This is a genomic window from Microcoleus sp. S36b_A4, assembly GCF_036700645.1.
Taxonomy (GTDB): domain Bacteria; phylum Cyanobacteriota; class Cyanobacteriia; order Cyanobacteriales; family Microcoleaceae; genus Microcoleus.
Genome location: NZ_JAUBPI010000043.1, coordinates 1 through 26,243 on the forward strand (window position 1 = coordinate 1; position 26,243 = coordinate 26,243).

Annotated in this window: 20 protein-coding genes; 8 read left to right on the forward strand and 12 right to left on the reverse strand. The window is 45.3% G+C overall.

The features are described 5' to 3' along the window. From QUA03_RS15535 to QUA03_RS15545, 3 genes are all read left to right on the forward strand, one after another. On the forward strand, positions 1-214 hold a 214-nt coding region (locus QUA03_RS15535), incomplete at its 5' end, for a hypothetical protein (RefSeq protein WP_333213170.1). Between the two features lie 102 nt (positions 215-316). Further along, positions 317-925: a hypothetical protein gene (locus tag QUA03_RS15540; RefSeq protein ID WP_333213171.1), complete on the forward strand. Its 609-nt coding sequence runs from the start codon at positions 317-319 to the stop codon at positions 923-925. Positions 926-1,067: 142 nt separating this feature from the next. Continuing rightward, complete coding sequence (locus tag QUA03_RS15545) at positions 1,068-1,385, forward strand: hypothetical protein (protein WP_333213172.1); 318 nt, start codon at positions 1,068-1,070, stop codon at positions 1,383-1,385. A 53-nt stretch (positions 1,386-1,438) separates the two neighbouring features. Here the strand turns inward: QUA03_RS15545 and QUA03_RS15550 are convergent, their stop codons facing one another. From QUA03_RS15550 to QUA03_RS15570, 5 genes are all read right to left on the reverse strand, one after another. Further along, the gene (locus tag QUA03_RS15550; RefSeq protein WP_333213173.1) at positions 1,439-2,050 is read right to left on the reverse strand and encodes a Uma2 family endonuclease; all 612 of its coding nucleotides are present in this window, start codon (positions 2,048-2,050) and stop codon (positions 1,439-1,441) included. Between the two features lie 298 nt (positions 2,051-2,348). Beyond that, entirely contained in the window at positions 2,349-3,293 is a 945-nt protein-coding gene (locus QUA03_RS15555; protein ID WP_333213174.1) for a GDP-L-fucose synthase, read from the reverse strand. Positions 3,294-3,692: 399 nt separating this feature from the next. Beyond that, positions 3,693-4,724: a GDP-mannose 4,6-dehydratase gene (gmd, locus tag QUA03_RS15560; RefSeq protein WP_333213175.1), complete on the reverse strand. Its 1,032-nt coding sequence runs from the start codon at positions 4,722-4,724 to the stop codon at positions 3,693-3,695. A 441-nt stretch (positions 4,725-5,165) separates the two neighbouring features. Then, complete coding sequence (locus tag QUA03_RS15565; RefSeq protein WP_333213176.1) at positions 5,166-5,897, reverse strand: sugar transferase; 732 nt, start codon at positions 5,895-5,897, stop codon at positions 5,166-5,168. A gap of 243 nt (positions 5,898-6,140) precedes the next feature. Further along, a complete protein-coding gene (locus QUA03_RS15570) occupies positions 6,141-7,307 on the reverse strand; it encodes a glycosyltransferase (protein ID WP_333213177.1) in 1,167 nt (388 codons plus the stop codon). Between the two features lie 300 nt (positions 7,308-7,607). Here QUA03_RS15570 and QUA03_RS15575 point away from each other — a divergent pair, with 300 nt between their 5' ends. Then, positions 7,608-9,704 (forward strand): iron uptake porin, encoded by a 2,097-nt coding sequence (locus QUA03_RS15575; protein ID WP_333213205.1) that lies wholly within the window; start codon positions 7,608-7,610, stop codon positions 9,702-9,704. A gap of 588 nt (positions 9,705-10,292) precedes the next feature. On the opposite strand, the gene QUA03_RS15580 is transcribed toward QUA03_RS15575, so the two are convergent. Together QUA03_RS15580 and QUA03_RS15585 are read right to left on the reverse strand one after the other, a co-directional pair. Further along, the gene (locus tag QUA03_RS15580; protein WP_333213178.1) at positions 10,293-12,104 is read right to left on the reverse strand and encodes an NFACT RNA binding domain-containing protein; all 1,812 of its coding nucleotides are present in this window, start codon (positions 12,102-12,104) and stop codon (positions 10,293-10,295) included. 238 nt (positions 12,105-12,342) lie between these two features. Continuing rightward, positions 12,343-13,896: an NAD(P)/FAD-dependent oxidoreductase gene (locus QUA03_RS15585; protein WP_333213206.1), complete on the reverse strand. Its 1,554-nt coding sequence runs from the start codon at positions 13,894-13,896 to the stop codon at positions 12,343-12,345. Positions 13,897-14,148: 252 nt separating this feature from the next. Between QUA03_RS15585 and QUA03_RS15590 the strand changes: the two genes are divergently transcribed. Continuing rightward, a complete protein-coding gene (locus QUA03_RS15590) occupies positions 14,149-14,736 on the forward strand; it encodes a hypothetical protein (RefSeq protein ID WP_333213179.1) in 588 nt (195 codons plus the stop codon). A gap of 336 nt (positions 14,737-15,072) precedes the next feature. Here QUA03_RS15590 and QUA03_RS15595 read toward each other — a convergent pair whose 3' ends face one another. Continuing rightward, a complete protein-coding gene (locus tag QUA03_RS15595; protein WP_333213180.1) occupies positions 15,073-15,621 on the reverse strand; it encodes a hypothetical protein in 549 nt (182 codons plus the stop codon). Between the two features lie 266 nt (positions 15,622-15,887). On the opposite strand from QUA03_RS15595, the gene QUA03_RS15600 reads away from it, so the two are divergent. Then, complete coding sequence (locus tag QUA03_RS15600) at positions 15,888-17,444, forward strand: hypothetical protein (protein WP_333213181.1); 1,557 nt, start codon at positions 15,888-15,890, stop codon at positions 17,442-17,444. Positions 17,445-17,668: 224 nt separating this feature from the next. Further along, positions 17,669-20,650, forward strand: coding sequence for a cation-transporting P-type ATPase (locus QUA03_RS15605; protein ID WP_333213182.1), 2,982 nt, complete (start codon positions 17,669-17,671; stop codon positions 20,648-20,650). A gap of 105 nt (positions 20,651-20,755) precedes the next feature. Here QUA03_RS15605 and QUA03_RS15610 read toward each other — a convergent pair whose 3' ends face one another. Continuing rightward, positions 20,756-23,458 (reverse strand): CHAT domain-containing tetratricopeptide repeat protein, encoded by a 2,703-nt coding sequence (locus QUA03_RS15610; protein ID WP_333213183.1) that lies wholly within the window; start codon positions 23,456-23,458, stop codon positions 20,756-20,758. A 166-nt stretch (positions 23,459-23,624) separates the two neighbouring features. After that, complete coding sequence (locus QUA03_RS15615; protein ID WP_333213184.1) at positions 23,625-24,215, reverse strand: hypothetical protein; 591 nt, start codon at positions 24,213-24,215, stop codon at positions 23,625-23,627. 81 nt (positions 24,216-24,296) lie between these two features. On the opposite strand from QUA03_RS15615, the gene QUA03_RS15620 reads away from it, so the two are divergent. Continuing rightward, on the forward strand, positions 24,297-25,187 hold the full coding sequence (locus QUA03_RS15620; protein ID WP_333213185.1) for a hypothetical protein: 891 nt from the start codon (positions 24,297-24,299) through the stop codon (positions 25,185-25,187). Between the two features lie 141 nt (positions 25,188-25,328). On the opposite strand, the gene QUA03_RS15625 is transcribed toward QUA03_RS15620, so the two are convergent. After that, positions 25,329-25,667, reverse strand: a complete 339-nt coding sequence (locus tag QUA03_RS15625) for a XisI protein (protein ID WP_333213186.1) — start codon at positions 25,665-25,667, stop codon at positions 25,329-25,331. Further along, entirely contained in the window at positions 25,655-26,071 is a 417-nt protein-coding gene (locus tag QUA03_RS15630) for a XisH family protein (protein ID WP_333213187.1), read from the reverse strand. Before QUA03_RS15630 ends, QUA03_RS15625 begins: the two co-directional genes overlap by 13 nt. Positions 26,072-26,243: the final 172 nt, after the last annotated feature.

The window sequence follows — 26,243 nt, forward strand, 5'->3', positions numbered from 1 at the left end:
TATTTGCCCAAATGGAATTATCGAGCCGTACCCCAACCTGAGTAATTCATTAAGTTATTTATTTTTCATTCCTAAGCTCATGGCTGAGCAACCCAAAAGAGAACCTAAGCTAAAATGTCCGCTGTCGCCCGAACAAAAAGAGACGGTAAAAGAGGTTGCTGATGTCATTGATAAGCATAGAAAAATTGTGAGAAAAATTACTGGAAAAAGTTAATAAATCAACTGGCTTTGCATAATGCTGTAAGAGTCAAAAAAATATTTTATTGCTTTTTTGCAACAAAATACAACAAAAAAATACTTCTAGCACTAATTAATCATGAACGAAAAAGAAAATCCAAATGAAGTGGCTAGTGAAGTCGCAAGCAAAGTTAAATCCACTCTTAATGACGCTATCCAAGGATTAAAAATTTTTCTAATTAATCCTGTTGGCGGTCTTCCAGTTTTTTTTCAAGGGTTAGGCAAGGAACGTGCTTTAGGAGTTGGAATTGCTTTTGGAATAGCCTATGTAGTTTGCTTTGTATTCGCGTGCCAAAAATATTTAACACAATTTTCGACCAATAGCTCATTATTTAATTTGATACTTGCCAGCGTTGCTAATTTTTTAAGTATAGCAGGGGCTAGTTTTTTGACGCGCAAACTATTTCGGGGATATGGCAGCTTTGAAGGGGATATATTCATTGCTGGTGTCGCTTTAGTTCCTGCGTCATTATTGCTATTAATGAGTAGTCTTTTAGGAATAACGAATCTTGAAATTATTGTTATAGTTATGGTTGTGGCTATAACCTACACAATTTTAATGATTTACACTGGCTGCCACAAGATTTCTGGAATTCCTGAAAATGCTGCTGCTTTTGCAGTTTCAGTCATGTTACTTTTGAGTGGGTGGTTATTTAAAATCTTGATTTTATCTAACATATTGAATTAAAAAGCTGAATAATGTAGAAATTAAGATGAGAAATGATTTGAGCTTGTTTGAAATGATAAGACTATTTTTTGAACTGCTTTTTCAGCTAGTTGACTAACAGTATTGATTTATTGTAGGTATTTGACCCTAAAAGGAAAGAAGCATGGATGCACTGGTAACAGCAATCGCACAAATTTTAGATTACATTCACACCCAAGGACCAGACGCGATCGCGCAGCTAACGGGACTACTCGAAGCTCTCAAAGTGGGAGCTGTTTCTGTTGCGGCTCTGTTTGGCTTGGTTGCTAACGGACCCGCTGTTATTGAATTTCTTAGCCAGGTGATAGCTTTAATCAGTTCAGGTGCCGGTGTTACGGAAATAGCGACAGCGATCGGCTCCTTGGCCGGCTCACTGGGACTGTCTATTGAGTTTGTCATCCAGATATTACAAATAATCGGCGCTTTCTTGCTGGCATTTTAAATATATCAAAAGCGATCGCCCTTTTTTGACTGAAGGGCGATCGCACTTTCCATTTATCCCCTCGATCGCACTTCGTGAATTTCTGCTTCTGAATCTTCCTTCGTAAAAATTACATCCTCATAAATAGCATCAATACCTGTGCGAAAATCTACGCTAGCCAAGTGAATTTCGCTTCCTTGATTATAGGAATACAAAACCCACAACCCTTCAGCATTACGGCGAAAACACTCTACCCGCTCACGTTTTTGGCTAATTAATACATACTCTTGAAGCGTTTCTAATTCTTGATAGTCAGCAAACTTATCGCCCCGATCGAATCCTTCAGTACCATTTGACAAAACCTCGACAATTAAACAAGGATATCTTTTAAAAGATTGAAATGCCTTGTCCCGTTCATCGCACGTTACCATCACGTCAGGATAGTAGTAAATATTCTTCGATTCAATCCTAGCTTTCATGTCAGACATATAAACACGACAGCCACTACCCCGAACATGATTTCTCAAAAGTGTACATAAGTTGCCCGCGACCGTCACATGAGCATCATTTGCATCAGCCCTTCCATAGACTTCGCCCTGAATATACTCGTGTTTGAGCGGACTGAGTTCTTCTAACTTCAGATACTCTTCCGGCGAGATATAATTGTGGGTGCGATCGGCAATCATGGGCTTTCTGTGAATTTCAGTTTTCGATGATTTCAGTAGAGGTATTTATATTATAGCAGTTTTCACTCGGATGAAATACAGGACACAGCAGTAGGGACACGGCACTGCTGTCGAGTATTGTCAGTGAATTATCACCCAAATTTGTATAATTTCTTAGTGCCAGAAGACGGACTCGTTTGTGTAGGATAGGTGGCAACCGGCGACTATTGTAAATGAGGTTTCTAACCCATTTACTATTATTCCTAAAATATTATTCCTAAAAAAACCCGGTTTCTTGAATAAACCGGGTTTTTCACACTCAAACTGCGTGTTGTCGATACCACTCAATCGTATTTTTCAACCCTTCCTTAAACTTCACCTCCGCAACAAAACCAAACTTTTCCTTAGCCCTTTGCGTATCCAAACAGCGGCGTGGCTGACCGTTCGGTTTGTCTGTTTCCCAGACAATTTCTCCCTCAAATCCCATCAATTCGCAAATCGTTTCCACTAAATCGCGAATTTTAACTTCGCTATTCGTTCCCAAATTAACCGGGTCAGATTCACTGTAAGATTGAGCCGCCATCACAATTCCCCGCGCGGCATCTGTGGAATACAAAAACTCGCGGCTAGGGCTGCCGTCGCCCCAAACTGGCAGTGTTTTGTCTCCCCTTTCTTGCGCTTCGTGGACTTTGCGAATTAATGCGGGGATGACGTGGGAACTTTTCGGATCAAAGTTATCTTCCGGGCCGTACAGATTTACTGGTAGCAAGTAGATACCGTTGAATCCGTACTGCTGGCGGTAGGATTGCAGTTGCACTAATAAGGCTTTTTTCGCTACTCCGTAAGGTGCGTTAGTTACCTCTGGATAGCCGTTCCACAGGTCATCTTCTTTGAAAGGAACTGGGGTGAAGTTGGGATAAGCGCAAATCGTGCCGACGCAGACAAATTTTTCGACTCCTGCTTCGTAGGCGGCGTGGATTAGTTGCACGCCCATCATCAAATTGTCATAAAATAATTCAGCGGGTTTGAGTTGGTTTAAGCCGATGCCGCCGACGTGGGCGGCGAGGTGAACGATCATATCTTGTTGGTCGGCGGCGCGCTTGCAGTTTTCCATGACGCGGAGGTCGCAGTCGCGCGATCGAGTTACCGAAATTTTATCAGCATCGGCCCCTGCTTTCACTAGCTGGTCGATTACCTGACGGCCCAAGAAACCGGCGCCGCCCGTGACTAGAATGCGTTTGTTGCTTAAATCCAAGCTGGTCATAATTTTAGCCTCGGGATTTTGAATAAAAGTCGATCGACAATTTCAATTCTAAAATTGTTGCTTTAGCAAAAGAAGCCTCCAGCTACAGGACGCGGTTGCCCACAAATCTGTTTTAGCTGCTGCTGATAGGGACTGGTCCGTGCACACCCGAAAGTTAGATTTATTAGTAGCGAGTCCTCAACTATCATTTTAATGTTTTTATTAGCCCGCACAGCCTAAAATTTTGCGAGCAATTAAGGGGGTTCTTTGAATGCCGATCTCGCTAATAGCTGTAACCATCCTCTGATCAGTTGTGAAGTGTGTGCAGGGGCTATCCCTCGGTGCGCGCCTTTCGCCAAAGGGGTAGACACGGGGCCCTACCCCTACAAATTGTTCGCACTGACGGCTTGGTTTCGCGAGTTAATCAAATCCGTTGCCCGAACCTCGACCTTGCTCGTCTAAAGCTTTCATGTCAGCATCTACCATTAAATGTACTAACTCCTGAAAAGTTACAGAAGGTTCCCAATTTAATTGCTGGCGCGCCTTAGTCGAATCGCCTATCAACAGTTCGACTTCTGCCGGCCGCAAGTAGCGTTCGTCAAACTCCACATATTTTTGCCAATCTAAATTGACGTAAGTAAAAGCCAAATCGAGAAATTCCTTAATAGAATGAGTCTCGTTGGTAGCAATGACATAATCGTCAGGTTTGTCTTGTTGCAGCATCAGCCACATCGCCCGCACGTAGTCTTTAGCATAGCCCCAGTCCCGCTTAGAATCGAGATTGCCCAAGTAAATCTTTTTCTGCTTGCCGGCGACTATTCTGGCCACGGCGCGAGTAATTTTGCGAGTTACAAAAGTTTCGCCACGGCGGGGAGATTCGTGATTGAACAGAATGCCGTTGCAGGCAAAAAGTCCGTAAGATTCGCGATAATTTATTGTTTGCCAGTGCCCGTAAACTTTGGCGCAGGCGTAAGGACTTCTGGGATAAAAAGGAGTTGTTTCCTTTTGCGGAACTTCCTGTACCAAACCAAACATTTCCGAAGAACCTGCTTGATAGAACCGCACTTCTATGCCGGTGCGGTGCTGATAGTCCCGAATTGCTTCTAGCAGCCGCAATACTCCCATCCCTACTGTGTCAACCGTATATTCCGGCGAGTCAAAACTGACTCGAACGTGAGATTGAGCGCCTAAGTTATAAATTTCTACCGGCTGAACTTCTTCCAATATCCGGCGGAGAGTAGTGCCATCCGTCAAGTCGCCGTAGTGTAGAAACAGGCGCGCACCCTCGCTGTGAGGATCGACATAAATGTGGTCAATTCGATCGGTATTGAAACTAGAACTGCGCCGGATAATGCCGTGAACTTCATATCCTTTTTCTAACAGTAATTCGCTCAAGTAGGAGCCGTCTTGACCTGTAATACCTGTTATTAGCGCTCGCTTACGTTGCGTCATCTGATTTTCCTTTGACAGGCTGTGTTAATTCACAATAAATTTTTTGGCAGAGGCTGTTGCTCTCTGCCGTATTCTCAAACTGCTTTATAAAACTTACTCAAACTTCACTTTAGTTACCTAAAGCCAGTTGAAGTTTACTTCCTACGCTGTTGGGTAGTGGGCTATCCCAAGATAAGTAGGCTATCCCCCTTAAGCCAAAGGTTATAGAGTTAAGTTTAACACCTAAACCTAAAGTAGTCTATCTAGAAGAACTGATCTTTCTAGATGAATAAGAGGTAGGTTTATTTAAGTATTTGCCCCTGTAGTTAAGCTCACAATTCTTCGATCGGCATCCCGGAACTGTTTAGTTTTGACAAAGAGTTTGTCGCTGATTGTCAGTAGTCAGCATCAGTGGTCAGTAACAAATAAAACTAACTACCGATTGCTGACTGCGGACAAAAATTAGTATGCGCCGTTATTTTTGGGAAAAATCACAACTCCAATTGTTTTGAAAACAATCCACATATCCATCCAAAGGTTTTTGTCATTTGCGTAATAGAGGTCGATTTGGACTCGGCGGGGATAGGGAATATCGTTGCGACCAGACACTTGCCACAAGCCTGTAATTCCAGGTCTTATGGTGAGAATTTTGTTGATGTGACTGCCGTATCTCGGCAGTTCTTCTTCAACTAAAGGTCTCGGTCCGACGACACTCATATCTCCTTTTAAAACATTCCAAAACTGGGGAAACTCGTCTAAACTGGTCATTCGTAAAAATCTTCCAATCCAGGTAATTCGAGGGTCTTGTTTCAGCTTGAAATTGTCCTCAAACTCTTGACGCAAATGCGGAGAATTTTCCATGATTTCTAGCAATATATCGTCCGCATTTTCCACCATCGTTCTGAATTTAAGACAATAAAACCTTTTACGGTTTTTGCCTACTCGTTCCTGTACGTAAAAAATAGGACCGGGCGAGCTTAAGGCGATTAAGAAAGCCAAAAGCAGGTAAACCGGAGCAAACAGGATCAGAACCGATAAGGAAAACAGGATGTCAAATAACCGCTTGAAAAGTTCTCCGTCGAAGCTCTGTAGAGAACGGCTTATGCGTCTATCTCCTTGCAGGACAGACCCAAAACCGCGTCTTGCGATCGCTCGAATTACCTTGCCGGAGATTAGTTGGCTGTCGGCAGTCATCTTACTCCTTCACTTCACACCACACACAGTCCTGATCATAAAGCCTCAAGACGCTTTGTTCTCTCAATTATGTTTCCAATACTCAATTTTCTGCCTTCAGAAGGCTTCAAAAGGCAGAAGGAAGAAGGAAGAGGGCTTCTGGCGGCCGAAGGAAAAAGGCACAAGGCACTGATGCAGAGGTCTTCTCAAGGCACTTATACAAAGGCAGAAGGAAGATTGTCACGCTATCGGGTTCTGGCACTCTCAAGCCCCAGACTCGGTAAAATCACGGGAGTGAAATTCCTGATAGCAGCGTTCCACAAAAGCTAGATAGCGCTGCCCAAAAACTTTGGGGGCAAACTGTTCAGCGCGCAACCTGCAGATTTCTGGGCGAAATTTGCCTTGCAACTGCTCAAATTCCTTGACAGCTTCGACTAATGCTGATGCGGTTTGGGAGGAAAAAAATAAACCAGTTCCTGTCTCTGGGTGTTGGCGAATGTCGAGCACTGTCTCCAAAGCGCCCCCTGCTGCATAGGAAATTACTGGTGTTCCGCAAGCTTGAGCCTCTACCAAAGCTATGCCAAAATCTTCGCAAGCTGCATAGACAAAGGCTTTCGCCTCTGCCATATACTTTTCAACTATGGAGGCGGGTTGCCAGCCGAGCACTTGCACGTTGGGTTTGGCGATTTGCCGAATCATTTCTAATTCTGGCCCGGTGCCGATGACAATTAGAGTATGCCCGAGTTGATTGAATGCTTGGACGATCGCACTTACGTTTTTGTAACTTACCAACCGACAAACGGTGACGTAAAAGTCTTGTTTTTGCCGCATCAAGGAAAATCGCTCGATATTTACCGGCGGATAAATCACCTGGGCCCGCCGCCGATAGCACCGCCAAATTCGGCGCGCAGTGTGTTGAGAGTTAGCGATGAAATAATCAACGCGATTGGCGGAAATTACGTCCCACTGCCGGAGTCGATGCAACAAATATCGCGTCAGCAGACCCTGGATGCCCCGTCCGGCTTTGCTGCTACGCAAATAGTCAAAAGTTAAGTCCCAAGCGTAGCGCATGGGCGTATGGCAGTAGCAGACGTGCATTTGCTGGGGACTGCTGAGGATGCCTTTGGCAACGGCATGGGATGAGGAGAGGATGATGTCGTATTCTCGCAGATCTAGTTGTTCGATCGCGATCGGCAGAAAGGGCAGATATTTTTGGACACCGCTGCGGGCCTTGGGAAAGTGCTGTAAAAATGTTGTGCCAATCTGTCGGCCGAAAAGATAGCTTTCGGGATTGGCCGATTCAAAGTCGATGAGGGCATAGACATCTGCCTCGTCTACGTGTTTGAGGATTTCCTGTACTACGAGTTCTGAACCGCCAGTAGCTAAGGGCGTCAACCATTCGTGAACTAGGGCGTATTTGAGTTTTTTCACTTGTATTTGTAGCCGATCAAACGATTTGTTAGCGCCAGTGCTGTCAATATTAGTCTTAGTGAGGGATCACTTACGCAATATCGGGCCATCAACCAGGTTTCTATGTAACTATTTAGCTCAAACCAAGGATTTTGGGAATAAACGGAGTTTTTGTCAAATCAGCCACAGCCAAACTGCACTCTCCGACAGTGATTTCCCCGATTGTTGACAAGAATTACTATTAGGCAGAATATTGAAGGTGATTTGCTGGTGCCTAAATCTTCGGAACGGGCGATCGGCTCAATGTGGTGTAAGGAAAAAATGTCCAAATTTTTGTGGAAGGGACTTTTAGTTAGTCCCGCTGTATTGGCAGCAAGTTTAGTCGTATCTTCGACGGCGCTAGCAGCAGAGAAACAGGTAGAAATTGCCACCATAGCTCAAGCTGATCAATTGCAATTAGCAGGTGCTGCAACCGAGGTGGCAAAGGCTGAAACAGCAAAGGCTGAGACAGGCGAAGCAGCGTCGCTAGCTAGCAACTTGACTGTTGAAACTATTGAGAAAGAAAGTGCGAACCTCTACGAGGGCTTTCCTTCGGATCGCTTGGCTAACGCTAACGAGCCGATTGCCCCAGTTGCCGAACAAGCAAAAGCACCGGAAAACGCAGTTGCAGGGGATTTAAGCGAAACCAAACCCGCAGTCGCGCCCGCAAATTTCAGTGCCGAAGAACCTGTCGCGGAGCAAATTCCCGCAGTCGAGCCCGCAAACTTAAGCGAAACCCAACCCGCCGCTACACCGACTAATTTAAGCGCCCAAGAGCAGATTTCCCAATCGCCAAATCCAAATGCCCAACCTCCAGCACAGTCAAATGTTTTAGAACAAATCAACGAATACAGCACAGAAGGCAGTAGCAGCGAAGATGCGGCCGGCCAAGTAACCTCTGTTTCGCAACTTTCCGACGTTCGGCCCACAGATTGGGCGTTCCAAGCTTTGCAGTCTCTAGTAGAGCGCTACGGGTGCATAGCTGGTTATCCTGACGGCACTTTTCGCGGTAACCGGGCGATGACTCGCTACGAGTTTGCCGCAGGTTTAAATGCGTGTTTGGATAAAGTTAGTGAGCTGATTCAAGGCGGTTCCAGAAATCTGGCGACGCGAGAAGATTTGGCTTCTGTGCAAAGGTTGCAAGAAGAATTTGCGGCGGAATTGGCAACTTTACGTGGCCGCGTCGATGCTTTGGAAGCGCGCGCCTCTGAATTAGAAGCAAATCAGTTTTCGACTACGACTAAACTCAACGGCGAAGTGATATTTGGTTTGGCTGGTATCGCCAGGGGAGAGGATGCTGAAGGTAACGATGCCGATAAAGCGACGGCTTTTGGCAGCAGGGTTCGTATCAATTTCGACACGAGTTTCTCTGGAGAAGATTTGCTGAGAACTCGACTGCAAGTTTTGAATCTGGGTTCGTTTTCTACTAATAATACGAAAACCGCTGAAGGGGAATTGCGGTTTAATGCTGGGCCTTTTGCCGAGGCTAGCAATACGGTAGGTTTAGATGCGCTGCTTTACCAATTCCCTATCGGCAAAAGCACTACTGTAATTCTAGAAGCCAACGCCGGCGCGGCTGATGATTTTGCTAACACTGTCAACCCTTACTTTGACGGAGACGGCAGCTACGGCGCTCTTTCTAACTTCGGTACTCGCAACCCAATTTACTATTTGACTGGTGGTTCTGGCATCGCTCTGCGGCATCAGTTTGGGGAAAAACTGGAACTGAGTTTGGGATATTTGGCCGGCAATGCTGCGGACCCGACGCGGGGAAATGGTTTGTTTAACGGCTCTTACGGCGGTTTGGCTCAGTTGACTTTCAAACCGAGCGAGAGCATGGCTTTAGGTTTAACTTACGTTAACTCCTACAACTTTGTTACCGGTACAGGCAGCAATGCTTCTAATTTCCCGGCGCGTCTCGGTTCCTTCGGGTTCGACAGCGATAGCACTCTCCCAGTTTCTAGCAATTCCTACGGCGCGCAAGCTTCGTGGCAGTTGAACCGGAGATTTGCAATTGGCGGTTGGGCGGGTTACACCAACCAGCGCATTTTATCCAACTTGGCTACTCCTACGGGTTCTGTGCAGCGGGGCGATCAAAAAATCTGGAACTGGGCAGTTACTTTGGCTTTTCCTGATTTGTTGAAAGAAGGAAATGTGGCGGGGATTGTGGTAGGTATGGAGCCGCGGGTGACGAGTTCTACTAATCGGACTTTGCCGGAAGATAAGGATACTTCGCTGCACGTTGAAGGTTTTTATCAGTTTAAGTTGAGCGATAATATTGCTATCACTCCTGGTTTGATTTGGCTGACTGCTCCCGACCACAATAAGAATAATTCTGATTTGGTGATTGGGGTTGTCAGAACCACGTTTACTTTCTAAGAGCGGGCCTTGGGGATTTTAGATTTTAGATTTTAGATTTTAGATTTTAGATTGGCGGTTTTAATCTAAAATCTAAAATCGCCAATCTACAATCGGTGGGGGCTTGGGTTTAAGGTTTAAACAGAAACGACCAGCTTTAGCTAAAGCTGGTCTGCACAAATAGTTAAATCCGTTGTGTTCCCACAGTGTTTTTCTCACAGTGAGGAAACCCAAGTTGCACGTTTCTTTGCAAAGGGTTCTAAAAGAAATATCATCTCTCTTAAGGGGTACTTTATCAACAAAATGTAAAGTTTTGTAATAAAACTTTACATTACAGGCGAATATAAATTGTGATATCGTTTCCGGTTGCATCGGAATGATTTAACAGCAGAGGGCGCAGAGAACGCAGAGGGAGAGAATACAGAGATGAATAATTCCGATGCTACCGGATTTGATATTAGGGGGCGATCGCACTCCCAGTCACTTTGTATAATCAACCCTAGGTTCAAAAATCCGGTTTCTGCGTAGGTTTATCGGTTCCAAACAGGTTATTTGAGGTAAAAACGAAGTTTCGATTGCCGATCGACCCTTTTACTCACTTTATATAAATTATGCCGGAGCTTGCTGCGGTCTACCCCAGACAATCCGCTCCTGCTTGTATACAACCATACCCGGTTTTGCGCCTTTGGGCTTGTATACATATTTCGGTTCTGTATAAACCACCGGGACTTGTTCGCTGTGGCGGGCGCGACTGTAGTAAGCAGTCATGTCGGCGGCAAATTGCAAATCGGTTTCTTCAGCCACAGTACCGGGTTCCAGACGCAGCAAAGCGTGACTTCCGGGAATCTCTAGGGTGTGGAACCACAAGTCGTAGTCGTTGGCGGTGCGAAAAGTGAGTTGGTCGTTTTGGCGGTTGTTGCGCCCGATTAATAATTCAAAGCCGCTGGGGCTTTGGTAGCGGTGAAATTCGATCGCAGCATTTTTGTCGGTACTGCGGTAATCTGGTACATCTAGATATTTTTGTTGGATCAGTTCTTCGCGGATTTCGGCGAGGGTTTGCAAATCTTGGGTGTTGCGGTAGGTTTCCAATACTGAAAGTGCGACTTCAACTTGTTCTAAATAGTCGATTTCTTCCTGTACGGCGGCTAACAAAGGTTCTACTGCAATGCGGGCTCTTTTAAGTTTTTGGTGTTTTTTGTAGAGGGCTTGAGCGTTTTGAACGGCGTTTTTTTCCGGGTTTAGGGAAATGACAACTGGTTTTTCGGTTTCAAAGTCGGGGAGAGAAATTGATTTCATTCCCGGTTCCCAATGCTGCAAATTTGCCATCAGCAAGTCGGCTTGGGATTTGTGGGTGTCGGCGTCTGCAGATTGCTGCAATCGTTCTTTAAATGTGTTGGCTTTGAGGCGCAGTTTGGCTAGGACGTTGTTGAGTTTTTGGGTAAGCTGATGCCGCAGTTGGGCGAATACTTCTTGATTGATTTGGCCTGTGTAGTAGCTGTTAAGTATTTCTTGAACCGAAGAAGGAAGTTCGGCAACGGATTCTGTAACGGATTTAACGGATGTCAGGAAGGAAGAATTAGAGGGCGCCGAGTACGGGGGCATCGCCCGTACATTTTGATTTTCTGGTGTCGGCCAATCGATGACTGTGTAGCCTTCGGGGGTAAAACTCGGGTGAAATTTCGAGTTTTCTAGGCATTGCAGCCAGTATAGCCAGCTCTGGAATAGTTGCTGCCAGTCGTCGGGATTGAGGCTGTCGGTGGATTGTTCGGGGTCTAAAGAAGCCGATCGAATCATTGCCAAAACTAAGGCTTTACTCATCCCTCGGTAATTCTTCAACAGATTGCCCTTTAATTGCCCAGGAACCAGGCTAATTCGTGATTGCCAGCGGTTTTGAGATTCGCTCAAACTCGGCACTGCATCGGTCAACGACGGGGGCATTTCGTAGGGTTGCCCGGTTTGGATGGGACGGACGGTGGACTGTTTGGCGCTGACTTGGTGGGCGCAGGTGACAACGAGGTTGTCTTGGGCGGTGAGGATGACGTTGCTGTACTTGCCCATGATTTCGGCGTACAGGTGCCAGAGGGCTGGTTCTCCGGGACGTTTGGCGAATTGCAAGTCGATGACTCTTTCCCAGGATGAAACAGGGGCGATGGAAACTAAGGCTAAACCGCTGAGTTGGTGCCGCAGTTGTTCGCTGAAGGTGAAGGTATCGGGAATGCGGGGCGGGGGGTCGCCGACGCAGATGCGGGCGGCCACAGGATGCCAGGAAAGGTCAATCCAGCCGCGCCCTTTCATGGTACGCAGCGCCAGGGACACGGTAAATCGATCGCGCTGGTAGACTTGTTCTAAGCGCGCTGGCAGCCATTGGGCTCGCAGTTCGCTGCAAGCTGCGGTTAAAGTTGTAAAGTCTACGGGTTGCACGGTGGCCTCTTTGCGATCGAACTATCTATTTCTATGCTGACAGATATCGGTCACATTTTACTAACTAATATCAAATTATTGTTTACTCTTGGGTTCGCATCCTTCGCTATGAAAGCCCTTCAATAATCCCGTTAACAAATAACAAATAACAAATAACTAATAGACATCTCCTAAAAATCAGGTTTTGAACAGGCATCCTGCCTGTTCCACAATAATTATGGGAGATATCTAATAACAACTAACTAATAACTTCCCGAATCAATTGCAAATGTTTGTCCAAAGGTGCGATCGTATTGGCGGCGATCGCCCCGCTAGCAGCAACAGCGGGCAAACCAATTCCCGGAAATGTCGAATCTCCGCAGCAAAACAGCCCCGCTAAAGGCGTTGTCGGCCCGGGAAACAAGCCGTTACCAGCCCGAATTCCGGGCCCGTAGGAACCGCGATGGCGGCGCAAAAACCGTTCGTGGGTGAGGGGTGTCCCAACTAAGGTGACTTCTGCGCGCGATCGAATATTGGGGATAATTCTCTCTAAGGCTTCCCACATTACCTCGGCGCGCGCTTGTTTTTGCCGCTTGTACTCTCCGCTGCTGCGATTGAGCTTTTGCCACAAATCGTAAGGCTCGTTTCCGGGGGTATATGCGTGAATGACGTGCTTTCCGGGAGGCGCGAGGTGGGGGTCGAGGAGGGAGGGAATCGAGACGAGAACGACGTTCTGAGGGGCAGAAACGCCCATTTCCCAGTCTTTGACGAAGATGTAGTGACAAGCCAAGTCCGATCGCACTCCGGCAGCATCAATTCCCAGATGCAGGTGCATGAAGCTGTCGCACTCGGGCGTCGCCTGCCTCTCTTGCCGAAACCTTTGCGGGACAGAGGTTTCAGGCAACAGTTTCAGGGTATCCCAAACGGATGCGTTGGAGACGACGGCTTTGTGCGATCGAATAATTTTGCCCGATCGCAGCCGCACGCCTGCAGCCCGGTTGTTTTCCACCAAAACTTCTGCAACGTGGGAATTTAGCAGCAACCGCCCTCCGTGGCGCTCTAAACCGCGTACCAGGGCATTTACCAAAGCTCCACTACCGCCGATCGGATAGTCCAAAACTGCATTGGGGCGATACCAGTCGGCGAACATGAATGCGACTTCGGCTGCTATCGTTCCGTCGGCGGGAAGTCCAGACAGCAGGAAACACAACAAATTCAGCCAATTTCGGACAAACGGATCTTTGACGTTTTTGTCCATAATTTTGCTGAAAGGGCCTGCAAGTGCGATCGCGTCGCCAGCACTTTTCAGGAAAGCCGGCGCAAATTTGCCGAGGGTAAAAACAGCGCCCAAATCGAAGCGCAAAGCCAGGGAGGGCAAGGCTGTGGCAGCTTTGGCGTAGGGTTCCATGATGCCCTGGAGTTGCCGCCATTCGGCGACTGCTTCCGCGCCGCGCAGTTGTGCGAGCACTTCGCCAAATTGACTCGCACCAACGGATGTGTCGAAATCGCCTTCTGGCAAACAGCAACCCCAGGTATCGTAGGTGATGCAGGGGAGTTTTTCGCCGATCGCATCCAAAACTTGCCGCAGGGGATTGGCAGACGGGCTGTAGGATAATCCTGAGTACAGGGAGGGCCCGGAGTCGAAGCTAAATCCGTCGCGTTCAAAACCGTGTGCGGCGCCGCCCGCGATCGAATGGCTTTCGCAAACCACAACCTCAAAGCCATAGCGGGCCAGCATTGCAGCGCACGTCAAGCCGCCAATCCCGCTGCCGATGACGATGATTTCTGTGTCTGTGGGGGCGATCGCAACCATGTTTTTCTCCGCTACTTCAGCTAATATTATCAATGTCTTGCAGCTTTAGGACTTACGCCTTTAACAGATGCGATCGTCCCTAGCCCTCCAAAACACAAGGCGAGTAGGGGGTGGGACAAGAAGCACTCAAAGCCCCCCTTAATCAGGGCGAAGAAACTGTAAAAGTCAACCCCTAATCCCCGATTTTTTGGGGTATTTAGGGGTTTCTCAACTCAGCTACCACCCTTAAAATACAAATCTGTATATTATTAAATGGAAAATATATCTATTCTAGAACAAGCTGCCACATCTAATTCTCAACCATCTCCCGATGCTGTAGTCGCCGCCCTCATAGAAGCTGAGAAAAACGCGAAAAACAATAAAATTCGCTATTCTTTCGAGCAATTAATCGGCAACTGGCAACTCTGCTTTATCACCGGCACCAAAAAGACTCGACAAAAAGCGGGGATTGTGTTGGGTGCGGGACGTTATATTCCTGAGTGGGTTGCAAAAATTCAAATTGCTTATTCGGCAGAACCTGTTGCTGAAGGGGAAGAGAATAGCGAAACCGGCAGGGTGGAGAATTCGGTGCAAGTTGGGGCGATCAGACTAACTCTTTCCGGGCCGACTAAGTTTTTGGTTAATAAAAATATTTTAGCTTTTGATTTTACCAGAATTACCGTGAAATTGTTGGGTAAAACTGTGTATCAAGGATTTATTCGCGGTGGAGAAGCGCGGGAGGCGGAATTTTTTAGTTTAAGTGTGGGGAAGCAGGCATTTTTTGCATATTTTCTAGTAGAAGATGGGATAATTGCCGCTAGGGGAAGGGGCGGCGGATTGGCTTTGTGGGGGAGAGTTTAGAGCAATTGAGGAGGCGATCGAGTAACTGGTTTTGATAGCAGCCAGGTATTGGCGAATTCCCAGGGGATTTTTGACCCGAAATACAGTCGAGATTGTCTGCATATGAACCCAGAAGGCTATGTGGCACTCAACCAGGCAATTCCTGGTATCTTGGTGCCGTAGGATAACGCTACTTGACATATATCAAAGTAGTAGACTATATTAGATATGGATGCAGCAGACATCCTCTAAGGATGACATCCCGTTACCCACTAGGGTCGAGGAAATTCCGGTAAAGACGTTCTGAATACCAAAACTGATTTTTTGGCGAAGGCTCCTTAAGGAGCCTTTGTTATTTTATGGCTTCGGTAATTTCTTATTATTCAATAAGTTTTTGGCTATAACGAAGAAGCCGACTTTTTTCACTTTGCCTATGCCTTCGTATTTAGGGTAAGCACTTTGTACGTGTAATCTCAGCTTTTTAACTTCTTTGAATACTGCAAAAGCAACGTAATAATCAACCTCTCTACCATTTGAATCCAAAATTTTAACGGTAGCAAATTTTCCATATCCAGCGTGACAAACTAACGTTTCTTTCTCGCCCAATGACTTAATAATACTCGGTAAGTGCTTTGAGAGTTGATATCTCTCAAAATTAAATTGTCTAGACTCTTTCGGCGCACTGTACATCAATAACTGTGATTCTTCGCTAGAAACATCATCTGAATCTTTAGTGAAGCAATGTAAGCCATAAGTTACTATAAACTTGTATGCGATCGGCTTTTGTTCGTCTGTTTGGTCTAGATACTCAACCCACTGAGCATTAAGATGTGATAGGTCGTAGATATCATCATTAAGTATGAAGTTTTTCCAGGATGTAACTTCTTTTACGGTATTGAACTTCATACTTACCAGAACATATTAACTAAGCTTCGGCTCATGTGTTTAAGACGAAGTGTTTGTCGGACTTGATTAGGGAGAGGCGACCCGGACAGTTTATAAGACCCAGTATCTTTAGTCATGGAATGGAGACAAATGAGGTAAGTTAGAACGATAAAAGACACTATACCGCAAATCATAGATACTGGAAAATCCTAATTATTTTTTGATTCCTTTGACAAAAAAGCAAATATGTGGTATCACTGATGATTAACAAAAGTTAAAATACTTCTATGACTGATCCAGGATGGATAGGTGGTTTTCCGGGAAATTGGACATATCAAGGTTATGCCCAACTGTTAGTAAAAAATACTGTTCAATTGATAACGATTAGCTTGCGTCTTATATTCATAGAAGAAGTTGAGATAGATGTCAAGCTGATTTGGAAAAGTATTACTGACGATGAGCGTTTGCAAATAGCTAGGCAAATGCACGATGAGGGACAGCAAATTCTTGTTATTAAAGGAAGAATATTACTAATTGGTTATTCTATGCCCCTGTTTAATATTAATGAAAATGATGGGGTAACAAACTTTAATGTAGTCAAGTTTATAACTTATTCTGGATTACCTCAGAATTGTCATTTTGAAGAAAAGTCTGACTATTTTTTTCAATTGAGAGCTTATTTAAATGATGAATTCTCATCAAGAGACCATTCTTTTATTACAGAGTTTGAAAATACGCCCAGACCACGAAACATAGATGCCGATACCATAGCAGAGAAGCGAAGTTTTTATTGTGCCTTAAACTCAGGTTATGAAGTCAAGTGCGGGAAGAAGTATGTTATTCATAAAGACCACAATGTGTTCTACACAAAAAATATAGATACTCTATACCACCTTAGTTTTATAGATATTAGAATCCCCTTAAAAAATCATCGTATAAATAATCTGATAATCCGTGAAGCCCAAGCAATTGAAGTTTCTTTAGCTAGGCATTTAGAAAATGTTATTAATGATGTTTGTGCTTTTCTCAGTATTGTCTGCGAGCGTGAAATCTTACCAATCTATTATGATTATTCAATCTGGTATCAAAATAAATATATTTCCGGTCAGATAATTCCTATTTGGGAGAGACGCAGAATACCAAAAATTAGCAAATCTTGGCCTACTCAAGGTATTCATTTTCTAGGTAATGTCACTTCATTCCTAGAATGTTGTCCTTTAAGTAAGCAACTTAGCAGGGGAATAGGACATTTAAAAATAACTGTTTACGAATCTACTGTCGAATTAAAACTTATGGCAGCATGTTCTGCAATCGAATACTTTTATTCCTACTGGTTTTGGGAAATGGACGGACTTTCAAAGCTAATAGATGGATGGTTACAAAAAAATCAGCTTCTATCTTCATATCAAAATTTTGATAAAGATCTTGACAAGATTAAGAAAGAAAATATTAAGGATCGAAAGAATCGCAGAACACCATACCTTTCAAGGGTCATCCGATTCTTCGTGAATGACTTAAGTATTGACTGGAAAAAATACATGGAAACTGAAGGTAGTCCTCTGTTTATCCAAGTTAGAAATGACCTTTTGCACGGAAGCTTTATCTCAGATGATACAGTAATTTTTCAAGCTGAAGAGATAGCTAAAAAGTTGGGAGCAGAAATTTTATTTGCAATTATGAAGATGATTTCTAAAGCAGATGATTCTCAATCGTATGATATTTTGCCTGTCCGTCCACTAGAAAAAGATTTTTATAAATTTTCAGATGGCTGGCTTGAAATTAAAGAGATATTAGATGAGTTACATAGTGATGAAAAGTCTAAAAGATTTTGGAATTGCAACTAAATATCCCAGCTATATCAGTGCATTTACTCGACAAACTTCAAGTATAGTGTAGTGACGATATTGTGAAGCTTATTGATGCAATATTATCAGTATTAAAAGTAGAAAAATTATCTGCACAGTGGCAGTTCAATCGGAAAGATATTGTAAGAAAAATTAAGTTTACGCAAATTCGTCGGAAAATATGCCAAGAATGATTGCATTAACTATTTCTAGGGTGGGGATGTATGGCAGTATCGCATCAACCAATTTGGACCCTATCACCAGAAGATGTATATCAATCCTTTGAAATCAGCGACAAGGGGTTATCTGATGAGCAAGCTTTCGATCGACTCGTAAAATTTGGCACGAATGAGTTGCCCGAACCCGCACATCGCCCTCTGTGGCTGAGATTTACCGATCAGTTAAGGCACTTTATGGCCCTGTTGCTATGGGTGGCAGGGATTTTGGCATTCATTTCGGGAACCCCTCAATTAGGTTGGGCAATCTGGGCGGTGATCGGAATTAATGCTGTATTCAGTTTTTGGCAAGAATTTCAAGCAGAGCAAGCATTAGCGGCCTTAAAGAACGTGTTACCGATGCAGGTGAAAGTGTATCGGAATGGGGAACTAAAGCAGATTCCGGCAAAGGAACTGGTGCGTGGAGATGTGATGCAATTGGAAGAGGGCGATCGCATCTCTGCGGATGCTCGGTTAGTTACTGCCGAAAGCCTGTATCTGGATATTTCTGTAATGACTGGCGAATCGCTTCCTGTTGCCCGTAACGCTCATCCGGTGCGGGTGCGCGAAGCTGCATCAATCCGGGGTGGCAAAACGATACCAGCGGGCGAACATCCCTTACAAGAAAAGGTCAATCTGGCGGAAATCCCCAATTTGGTGCTCGCAGGCTCGACGGTTTCGTCAGGAAGGGGCGTTGCGGTGGTGTATGCCACGGGAGCACAAACTGAGTTTGGTCACGTAGCCCATCTCACCGCCGTTGTGAAACGGGAACCGAGCACGTTGGAAGTGCAGGTTGCTGAAATTGTGCGGATCATCACTGCGATCGCCCTTGGTATGGGAGTTCTGGTATTTCTGCTGACATACCTGCTGGTGGGCATGGAGCTCAAAGAGAGCTTTATTTTTGGGATCGGGATCATTGTGGCGCTGGTGCCAGAAGGCTTACTGCCGACGGTTACTTTGTCATTGGCGATCGGGGTGCGACGAATGGTGCGCCGTAATGCTTTGGTGCGTCGTCTTTCGGCTGTGGAAACCCTGAGCGCTACAACGGTGATCTGCACCGACAAAACCGGAACGTTGACTAAAAACGAAATGACGGTGCATTATCTCTGGCTTCCCTGGGAATCTTCGGAGAACAGCCCAAATCCTGCCAGCCAAGAGTCTGCTGTCTTACCACCTCTTAACGGCAAGCAGAAATCCCATCCATCAATGACGGCGACTCTGATTGAAGTGACTGGCGCTGGATACGATCCTACGGCTGGTGAGGTTCAGATTCCCGCGAATTTTGCAGCATCCTGGAAAGTCAATTTGCTGCTTACGGGGGCGGCACTTTGCTCGAATGCACGGCTGATTCACCTGACAGCGCCTAGCCGTTGGCAAGAAATTGGCGATCCAACGGAAGCGGCTCTGCTGGTGGCTGCGGCAAAAGCCGGATTGAATCTGGAAACTTTGCAAAAACAGCTTCCCCGCTTGCGGGAGGTGCCTTTTGATTCTCGTCGCCGGATGATGACGGTGGTGTTGGACTGGCGATCGTCCGCGCTATGGAATAGCGAGCTGCCGAACCTGGCTTTTACCAAGGGGGCACCGCTGGAAGTGTTGCGACACTGCACATCTATTTTGCGGAATGGAACTCTCTCCGAACTCACTCAATCCGACTCGAATGAAATAGTTGCGGCTAACGATGATTTAGCCCAGCAGGGCTTTCGGGTTTTGGGGGTGGCGGCGCGCCGTGGGGGGAGTGAAATGTTGGATTTGCGATCGCAAGATTTAGAGCAAAACTTGATTTTTATTGGTCTGGTGGCGATGTTTGACCCGCCCCGTCCAGAGGTAAGAGACGCTCTTGCTCAGTGCCATCAGGCAGGAATTAAGGTGACGATGGTGACGGGTGACTATGGACTGACTGCTGAGGCGATCGCCCGCAAAATTGGATTAGTTACCGATTCTGTACGGGTGGTAACGGGTGAAGGCATGGGGCATCTGTCGGATGCTCAATTGCAACAAATTCTTAAATATCGATCGGGGCTAGTGTTTGCTCGGATGTCTCCTGAGCATAAGCTGCGACTGGTGGAAGCGTATAAAACGATCGGGGATGTAGTTGCGGTGACGGGGGATGGAGTCAATGATGCACCAGCATTAAGGGCTGCCCATATTGGCATCGCGATGGGGATGAATGGCACCGATGTGGCACGAGAAGCCGCCGATATTGTCCTTACCGACGACAACTTTGCGACGATCGTCGTCGCGATCGAGGAGGGGCGAGCCGTGCATCAAAACATCCGCAAATTTATGACCTACATCCTGGCATCCAACCTGCCGGAATTAGTACCATTTCTGTTCATGGTGGCGTTGAAGATTCCTCCTGCACTGGTGATCATGCAGATTCTTGCTATTGATTTAGGAACTGACATAGTGCCTGCATTGGCATTGGGCGCAGAACGGGCAGAAGCCGGAACCATGCAGCAGCCCCCCCGGAAAAAATCGCAACCGCTTCTCGATCGGTCTCTGCTGTTGCGCGCCTATGGCTTCTTGGGATTGCTGGAAGCTGCCCTAGCGATGGCAGCATTTTTTGTGGTGTGGTGGAGTTACGGTTATGACTTGGCAGAATTACAAGCAGCAACGCCAAGCATTCTGTCTCGTTCAGCAGATGCCGCTACGATCGCCATCTATACTCAAGCCATTACTATGACTCTGGCATCGGTTGTGGCTTGTCAAACGGGCAATGTCTTTGCTTGCCGATCGGAACGTGGATCAATTTTGCGACTTGGATTCTTTTCTAATCCACAAATCTGGCTCGGAATTCTCATTGAATGGATTTTAGTAGTGCTAGTCATCAATAACGAATTGTTGAGCCGCATCTTTTCGACAGCACCTTTAGCACCCTGGCAATGGCTGCTATTGCTGGTGTGTCCACCGATCGTTTTAGGAGCAGAAGAACTACGAAAAGTCGTGTTTCCTGGGAAATTGACTCCGAAGCAGAGCCATAAAGGTAATTAGGTTGAATTTTGTGAACACTTGCTACTCCTAATTGCTGACGATCGCATTTACGGATACAGATACATCTGAAAATGCGATCGGGTTAACTGTTCCGCCTGTTAGTAACTACCGCGCATCCCCAATTAAAATAAACGGCGACCAATAAAACGGATGCCGCTGGATTTGACTCAACTTAGCTTGCCGCAAAGCTTCATTTTTACTCATGCCTTTATTGATATTTTGATAAAATGCAACCATCAATTCTTGAGTAGCTGAATCATCAACATTCCACAAACTCGCCATCACCGCTTGTGCGCCCGCACGCTCAAATATATATGCAACTCCCGATATTTCTTCACCGTTAGAATTTGCTTGCATAGCAGTTTGACACGCACTTAAGGTGAGGAGTCTGGTGTTTTGCAATCCTAATAACGCCGCATCGCGAATATTGAATTGGCTGTCAGCAAATAGCAGTGTATTTTCCTCCATCCCCAGTTTTTGACAGCCTCCCTGTTGGAAACAGCCGTGAGTTGCTAGGTGTAAAAAGGGAAAGCGGGGTGCTTGAGTTTTGAATTGATCGAGGGTGGCGGTATTGCCGATATAGCTGGAACTTCCCGGTAATAATTGAGCGATATTTCTAACTTCTGCTTCGGAACCGGGTAGATTTTGCGGATTTTGGGTGACGGGATTTCCTAATGCTAAGATGCCGCCTTGTAATGTCGAATCGGGAATTGACCTGGTAGAAATGCGGGTGAGATAGTTGACGGGATATTTCTGGATGAGGAATTCATCGGTTTGTTCGTCATAGAGCGTTTCAAAGGGGATGTATCGCAGTTTTCCCGTAGCGATGATGCTCAATTGTTTGGGTAAGAATGCCTTAATTTGGTCTTCTACGGGACGAATCAGGATTTCGTAGAGTTTGCTGCCAGTTACGGTGAAGTTAGTGTCGCCAGTATTTTGCAGTTGTTCGCGGTATTGAGTGAGGAGTTTGTCAAATTCTGCGGGATTAATAGTAATTTTTTTTACACTTAAACTGTCTTTTGTCAAGACAAATAGGGCGATGGTATTGGGGACATTCCCGATATTTGTGAGCAAAACTGGTTGAATGACAACGGTTCCGGGTGAGATACTTGCTTTTAGTTGGGCGATGTCTTTGAGTTTGGTTTCAAATAGTTCGGCGACTTCTGGGAAACTGCGGGAGATTTCTTCTGCTTGACGGTTGACTTCTGCTTCTAATTCCCGCATTTGTCGGGAGAGATTTTCTGAGAATTTGTCTTTGAGTTGGCCGCGGAGGAATTGCAGTTGTTGATTTTTTTGATTCCACTCGTCAATGGCTTTTTGTGCTTGGGGGTTGGCAACTTTGGCGTCAATTAAGCGGGTGTAGTCGGCGAGATCGGCTGTGGTGGCGATGTTGACCCATTGAAAAGCGCGATCGGCTTGGTTTTGGTCGATGAGGAGGGATGTGAGGGCGATCGGAGTTAAGTTATTAGCTTGTAAAAACTTTTGGCGATTTTCTCGCTGTAAACCACTCCGCATTTCTAAAGTAATCTTGATAGAGTCCTCCAAGTTTTTGATGGCATCAGTAGGTTTATTTATATCTCGGTAGGCTAAACCAATATTAGTTAAAGTAACAGCTTCGCCAGGGCGATCGCCAACTTGCCGCCTAATTTCCAAAGCTTGGTTATAGGATTTCAATGCCTTGTTTGGTTGTTTCATGTTTTGGTAGGCTAAACCGATATTATTCAAAGTAGTAGCTTCCCCAGAGCGATCGCCCCCTTCCTGCATAATTGGCAAAGCTTCGTTAAGGTATTCCAATGCCTCTTCTGGTTTGCCAATGTTATTATAGGCTAAACCCATATTAGTTAAAGTAGCAGCTTGCCCTGGGCGATCGCTCACTTCCTGCCTAATTTTTAAAGCTTGCTTAAGATATTCCAATGCCTCTTTTGATTGTTCAAGTTTGTCGTAGGCTAAACCCATATTATTCAAAGTAGTAGCTTCCCCAGAGCGATCGCCCCCTTCCTGCCAAATTGCTAAAGCTTGCTTAAAGTTGTCCAATGCCTTTTCTGATTTTCCAATTCTGTAGTGGACCCAACCAATACCATTCAAAGCAACAGCTTCTACAAATCGAGCGTGTACTTCCTGTGAAATTGACAAAGCTTGGTTATAGTATTTCAATGCCTCTTCTGGTTTTCCAATGCTGTCATAGACCCAACCAATCTGAGTCAAAGTAAAAGCTTCCGCAGAGCGATCGCCCACTTCCTGCCAAATTGGCAAAGTTTGGTTATAGTATTTCAATGCTTCTTGTGGTTGTCCTGTGTTCTGGTAATATGAACCAATATTAGTCAAAGTTCTAGCTTCCCCAGAGCGATCGCGCACTTCCTGCCAAATTGGCAAAGCTTGCTTAAGGTATTCCCATGCCTCTGTTAATTTTCCAAGTTTGTCGTAGGCTAAACCAATATTAGTCAAAGTCAAAACTTCCCCATAGCGATCCCGCACTTCTCGCGAAATTGGCAAAGCTTGGTTAAAGTATTTTAATGCTTCTTTTGGTTGTCCAATGTTGTTGTAGACCATACCAATCCTATTGAGGACTGATACTTCCGTTTTTAGATCGTTCAATTGTCGTACAATGCTTAAAATCTGCTGCCATGTTTCTATTGCCGGTTGCGATTTTCCTTGCTGTTGCTGTTCCATTGCTTGCCGTATCAGTTTCTCTACTTCTTGACTCTGTGCATTTGGACTTTGCGCCCTACTAGGTTGCAGCATCGGTGGTACAGTCAGAGGAGTTAAACAGATACCCAAAACCAAAATATTGCTAATAATTCGTTTCATTTTTTTTGATTCACCGAATGCGATTAAATAGGAGAGGCATCAGAAGTCTCATTACATATAATCCTGAAAATCTTCTAATGGTTCATCAAAGTCATCAGATATGGTAATCACCTTGCAGTCGCTCCCAAACAACGGTGGACGGTGCTGTCTTAAACCCCTAACACAATCAATAAGGAGTTACTAAAATAGTCACCGTCTTTTTCTGCGGCTCGAATTTCATTTCATCAACTACAAATTGCCGATCTTTTGCAACTGCCAAAATTGCCCGCAATTGCCCCCGATTCACAACAGGCGACCTCAATTTTACCTCAGCTTGACCTTTGACAGCATCTATCAGACGAAAATCGCCGATCGGAATACCGTTCCATTTCGCTTGAGTATTTGTATCTACTGAGTTTTCGCCCCGAATAAACTGCACCCCATTAGTTCGATAAACCACCGCATTATTGGGAAATACTATTTTATCAATTTGACTCAAGGGGAGCGATCGCTTTTCCCTCGATCCCTGTATCCATAATTTTTGCCCTTTCTCATCAATCTCTACAACTCTACCATCTCTTTTTTCGCCCCCTTTCATCACAATTTCCGCTTGCGTCGGCAACGCTACGGGTATGGGCCCGCTGGCGTTAGCCTGTGCTTGTACGGATGGCAAATTGCGTTTCTGGACTTCCTGACTGGTGGCATTAACTCGTGCAGCCATACTCGCCGTTACTGTAAAAAGTGCTACAACTAGAAAAGAAACTGTTCTGTGTTTCATACTTCCCTAAACTCCTTTCAAGGGTAAGCGTTAACCCGCTACCATTATAAACGCATACTTCAGTCCCTTGAGGGTAAATCCGTGCTCCCAACTCCAGAATCTACCCCCGAATCGAATATTTTAGGCAACTTGGCCAGTGTTTTTGGCTTGCTTGGTGCTGCCCTGTTTTTCACGGGCTGGATTTATCGCTGGTCTTATTTTTCCTTCTTTCAGCTAGAGGTAACGACTCTCGATTTACCCGTCGAATCTTTTTTTATGGTGCCGCTTCAGGTGTTTTTCGCGGGCGGAAAAAGCATATTCAAAAGTGTGATCGCCCTTCTGCTGACAGCCCTGGCGATTTACCTCAGCTTGTGGCTGGTTAATAGTATAAACAAGACAGTTCCTGCTAAAATCAATGGCATAATTACAGGGTCGCTTTCCTATCCTTACGGCAGAAGATTCAAGTGGATTTACCGCATCCTGAACTCTTGGCAACAATTTAATGTCAATAGATATAACTCGATCAAATTATTGCGATCGCTCGTTGACGAAATTATCATCGTCGGTTGGGTATTGCTAGTGTTGTTTTGGTCAGCATACCACCAAGGTATTGCCGATGCCCGACGCGATGCCGGGGAAAATTCGTCTTTACCCGCAGTTGCCTTAATCGCCAAGCAAGACAACATTTCTTTGGGCAGAAAACTCGACGATCCAACACTCCGACTAGACCCCAAAGGATTTAAGGCGATCGGCGATGCAGGTCTATTTGCAGATTTGAGCAAAAGAGATTATACTGATATCAATAATCCCAAAGACCCTAGAGTTTGGCGGTTGCTTTTGGAGAGAGGGAACTGGATTTATCTGTTTCCGGCTTTAACAAATGAACAGCAAAAAGACCCTAACGCTCGCCCGCCCGTGATTGCCATTCAACAAAGTCAATCCGGCGATCAATTATTAATTGTAAGTCCCCAACCTTCTCAACCTTCTAAATAAAGTCGGGGCTGGTTGATTCGATGCCAAAATAGTCTCGATGCTAATCGTTAGACAGTTAAATTAACTTATAGCGTGCGTCAGCCATTGATTATTTCGATTTCAACAGGTTTTTCCACTCCGGCGGGGAACCTTACGCATTTCCTAAGCAACTCCATAGCCAGTATATGGACGCTTGTAAGGTGGATGCAACCCTAAAATAATATCCTCTTTGGGTACTCCCATCTCGACTAATTCTTGCCCAAGATCGGCTTCTGTCATATTGCGTTGAATCCAAATTTTACCATCCTTGATATCTACGTGAATGAAACAGTTATAAATCCGCTTGTATCCCTCCCAACCAACGTCTAAAATTTGGTAATGATCTTGTTCGGTATCGAACACAAGCTGACATTCAACATCCAATTCTGAATTTTGCTCTGGTGTGGCATGAGTGGTTAGCAACTGGCGGATAAATTGGCGGTACTCTTCTATTCTTTCCATTCGATGATTACCTCCTGCATCGGTTCGTAGACGATTAACTTCACTTGATACTGTCTGACAGCTTCCTGAGTGAATCGTTCTTGAAAAAAGGATTCAAATATATCGAGAGGAATTGCCAGATATAGAGTTCTGTCTGGTTCGGTCATTTGCAATCCTAAGCGGTAGTTCAAAAACTGTCCTAACGCTGAATGAAAGTCTGTCACCGCTGATGGATTCAAAAAACTTTTGATTTCAACAGCAATCTTTTGTCCAGCCTTTTCAGCGGCAAAGACTTTCTCTGCTGCTAAATCGACCTCAAACTTCACCTGATCTATCTTGAGGATCAGCGGATCTGCCGTAATTACCCACTTCTCCTTCAAGAGAGCTTGTTTAACAGCATCATGGAATCGGTCTTTGGCAGCCATCGCTTTTTTACAGTATCTAGGTATTATGATAGCAGCGAGCCTTCAATATCCTGCTTAAATATTCTCTGCACTCTTGGGTCCCACTCTGCTGGGACGAGAGTTTTTGTAGTTTGATTTCTTACTGGCATTCCAGGAGCGCTTCGCCACATACGAGTAAGAAGTCAAAAGCGAT

What these genes read in the sequence shown, in the direction of transcription:
- QUA03_RS15615 (WP_333213184.1), bottom strand. Translation starts at nt 24,215, where the DNA reads ATGAAACACAGAACAGTTTCTTTTCTAGTTGTAGCACTTTTTACAGTA.
- QUA03_RS15595 (WP_333213180.1), bottom strand. Translation starts at nt 15,621, where the DNA reads ATGAAGTTCAATACCGTAAAAGAAGTTACATCCTGGAAAAACTTCATA.
- QUA03_RS15585 (WP_333213206.1), bottom strand. Translation starts at nt 13,896, where the DNA reads ATGGTTGCGATCGCCCCCACAGACACAGAAATCATCGTCATCGGCAGC.
- QUA03_RS15630 (WP_333213187.1), bottom strand. Translation starts at nt 26,071, where the DNA reads ATGGCTGCCAAAGACCGATTCCATGATGCTGTTAAACAAGCTCTCTTG.
- QUA03_RS15600 (WP_333213181.1), top strand. Translation starts at nt 15,888, where the DNA reads ATGACTGATCCAGGATGGATAGGTGGTTTTCCGGGAAATTGGACATAT.
- QUA03_RS15610 (WP_333213183.1), bottom strand. Translation starts at nt 23,458, where the DNA reads ATGAAACGAATTATTAGCAATATTTTGGTTTTGGGTATCTGTTTAACT.
- QUA03_RS15590 (WP_333213179.1), top strand. Translation starts at nt 14,149, where the DNA reads ATGGAAAATATATCTATTCTAGAACAAGCTGCCACATCTAATTCTCAA.
- gmd (WP_333213175.1), bottom strand. Translation starts at nt 4,724, where the DNA reads ATGACGCAACGTAAGCGAGCGCTAATAACAGGTATTACAGGTCAAGAC.
- QUA03_RS15575 (WP_333213205.1), top strand. Translation starts at nt 7,608, where the DNA reads ATGTCCAAATTTTTGTGGAAGGGACTTTTAGTTAGTCCCGCTGTATTG.
- QUA03_RS15605 (WP_333213182.1), top strand. Translation starts at nt 17,669, where the DNA reads ATGGCAGTATCGCATCAACCAATTTGGACCCTATCACCAGAAGATGTA.
- QUA03_RS15625 (WP_333213186.1), bottom strand. Translation starts at nt 25,667, where the DNA reads ATGGAAAGAATAGAAGAGTACCGCCAATTTATCCGCCAGTTGCTAACC.
- QUA03_RS15555 (WP_333213174.1), bottom strand. Translation starts at nt 3,293, where the DNA reads ATGACCAGCTTGGATTTAAGCAACAAACGCATTCTAGTCACGGGCGGC.
- QUA03_RS15540 (WP_333213171.1), top strand. Translation starts at nt 317, where the DNA reads ATGAACGAAAAAGAAAATCCAAATGAAGTGGCTAGTGAAGTCGCAAGC.
- QUA03_RS15545 (WP_333213172.1), top strand. Translation starts at nt 1,068, where the DNA reads ATGGATGCACTGGTAACAGCAATCGCACAAATTTTAGATTACATTCAC.
- QUA03_RS15550 (WP_333213173.1), bottom strand. Translation starts at nt 2,050, where the DNA reads ATGATTGCCGATCGCACCCACAATTATATCTCGCCGGAAGAGTATCTG.
- QUA03_RS15565 (WP_333213176.1), bottom strand. Translation starts at nt 5,897, where the DNA reads ATGACTGCCGACAGCCAACTAATCTCCGGCAAGGTAATTCGAGCGATC.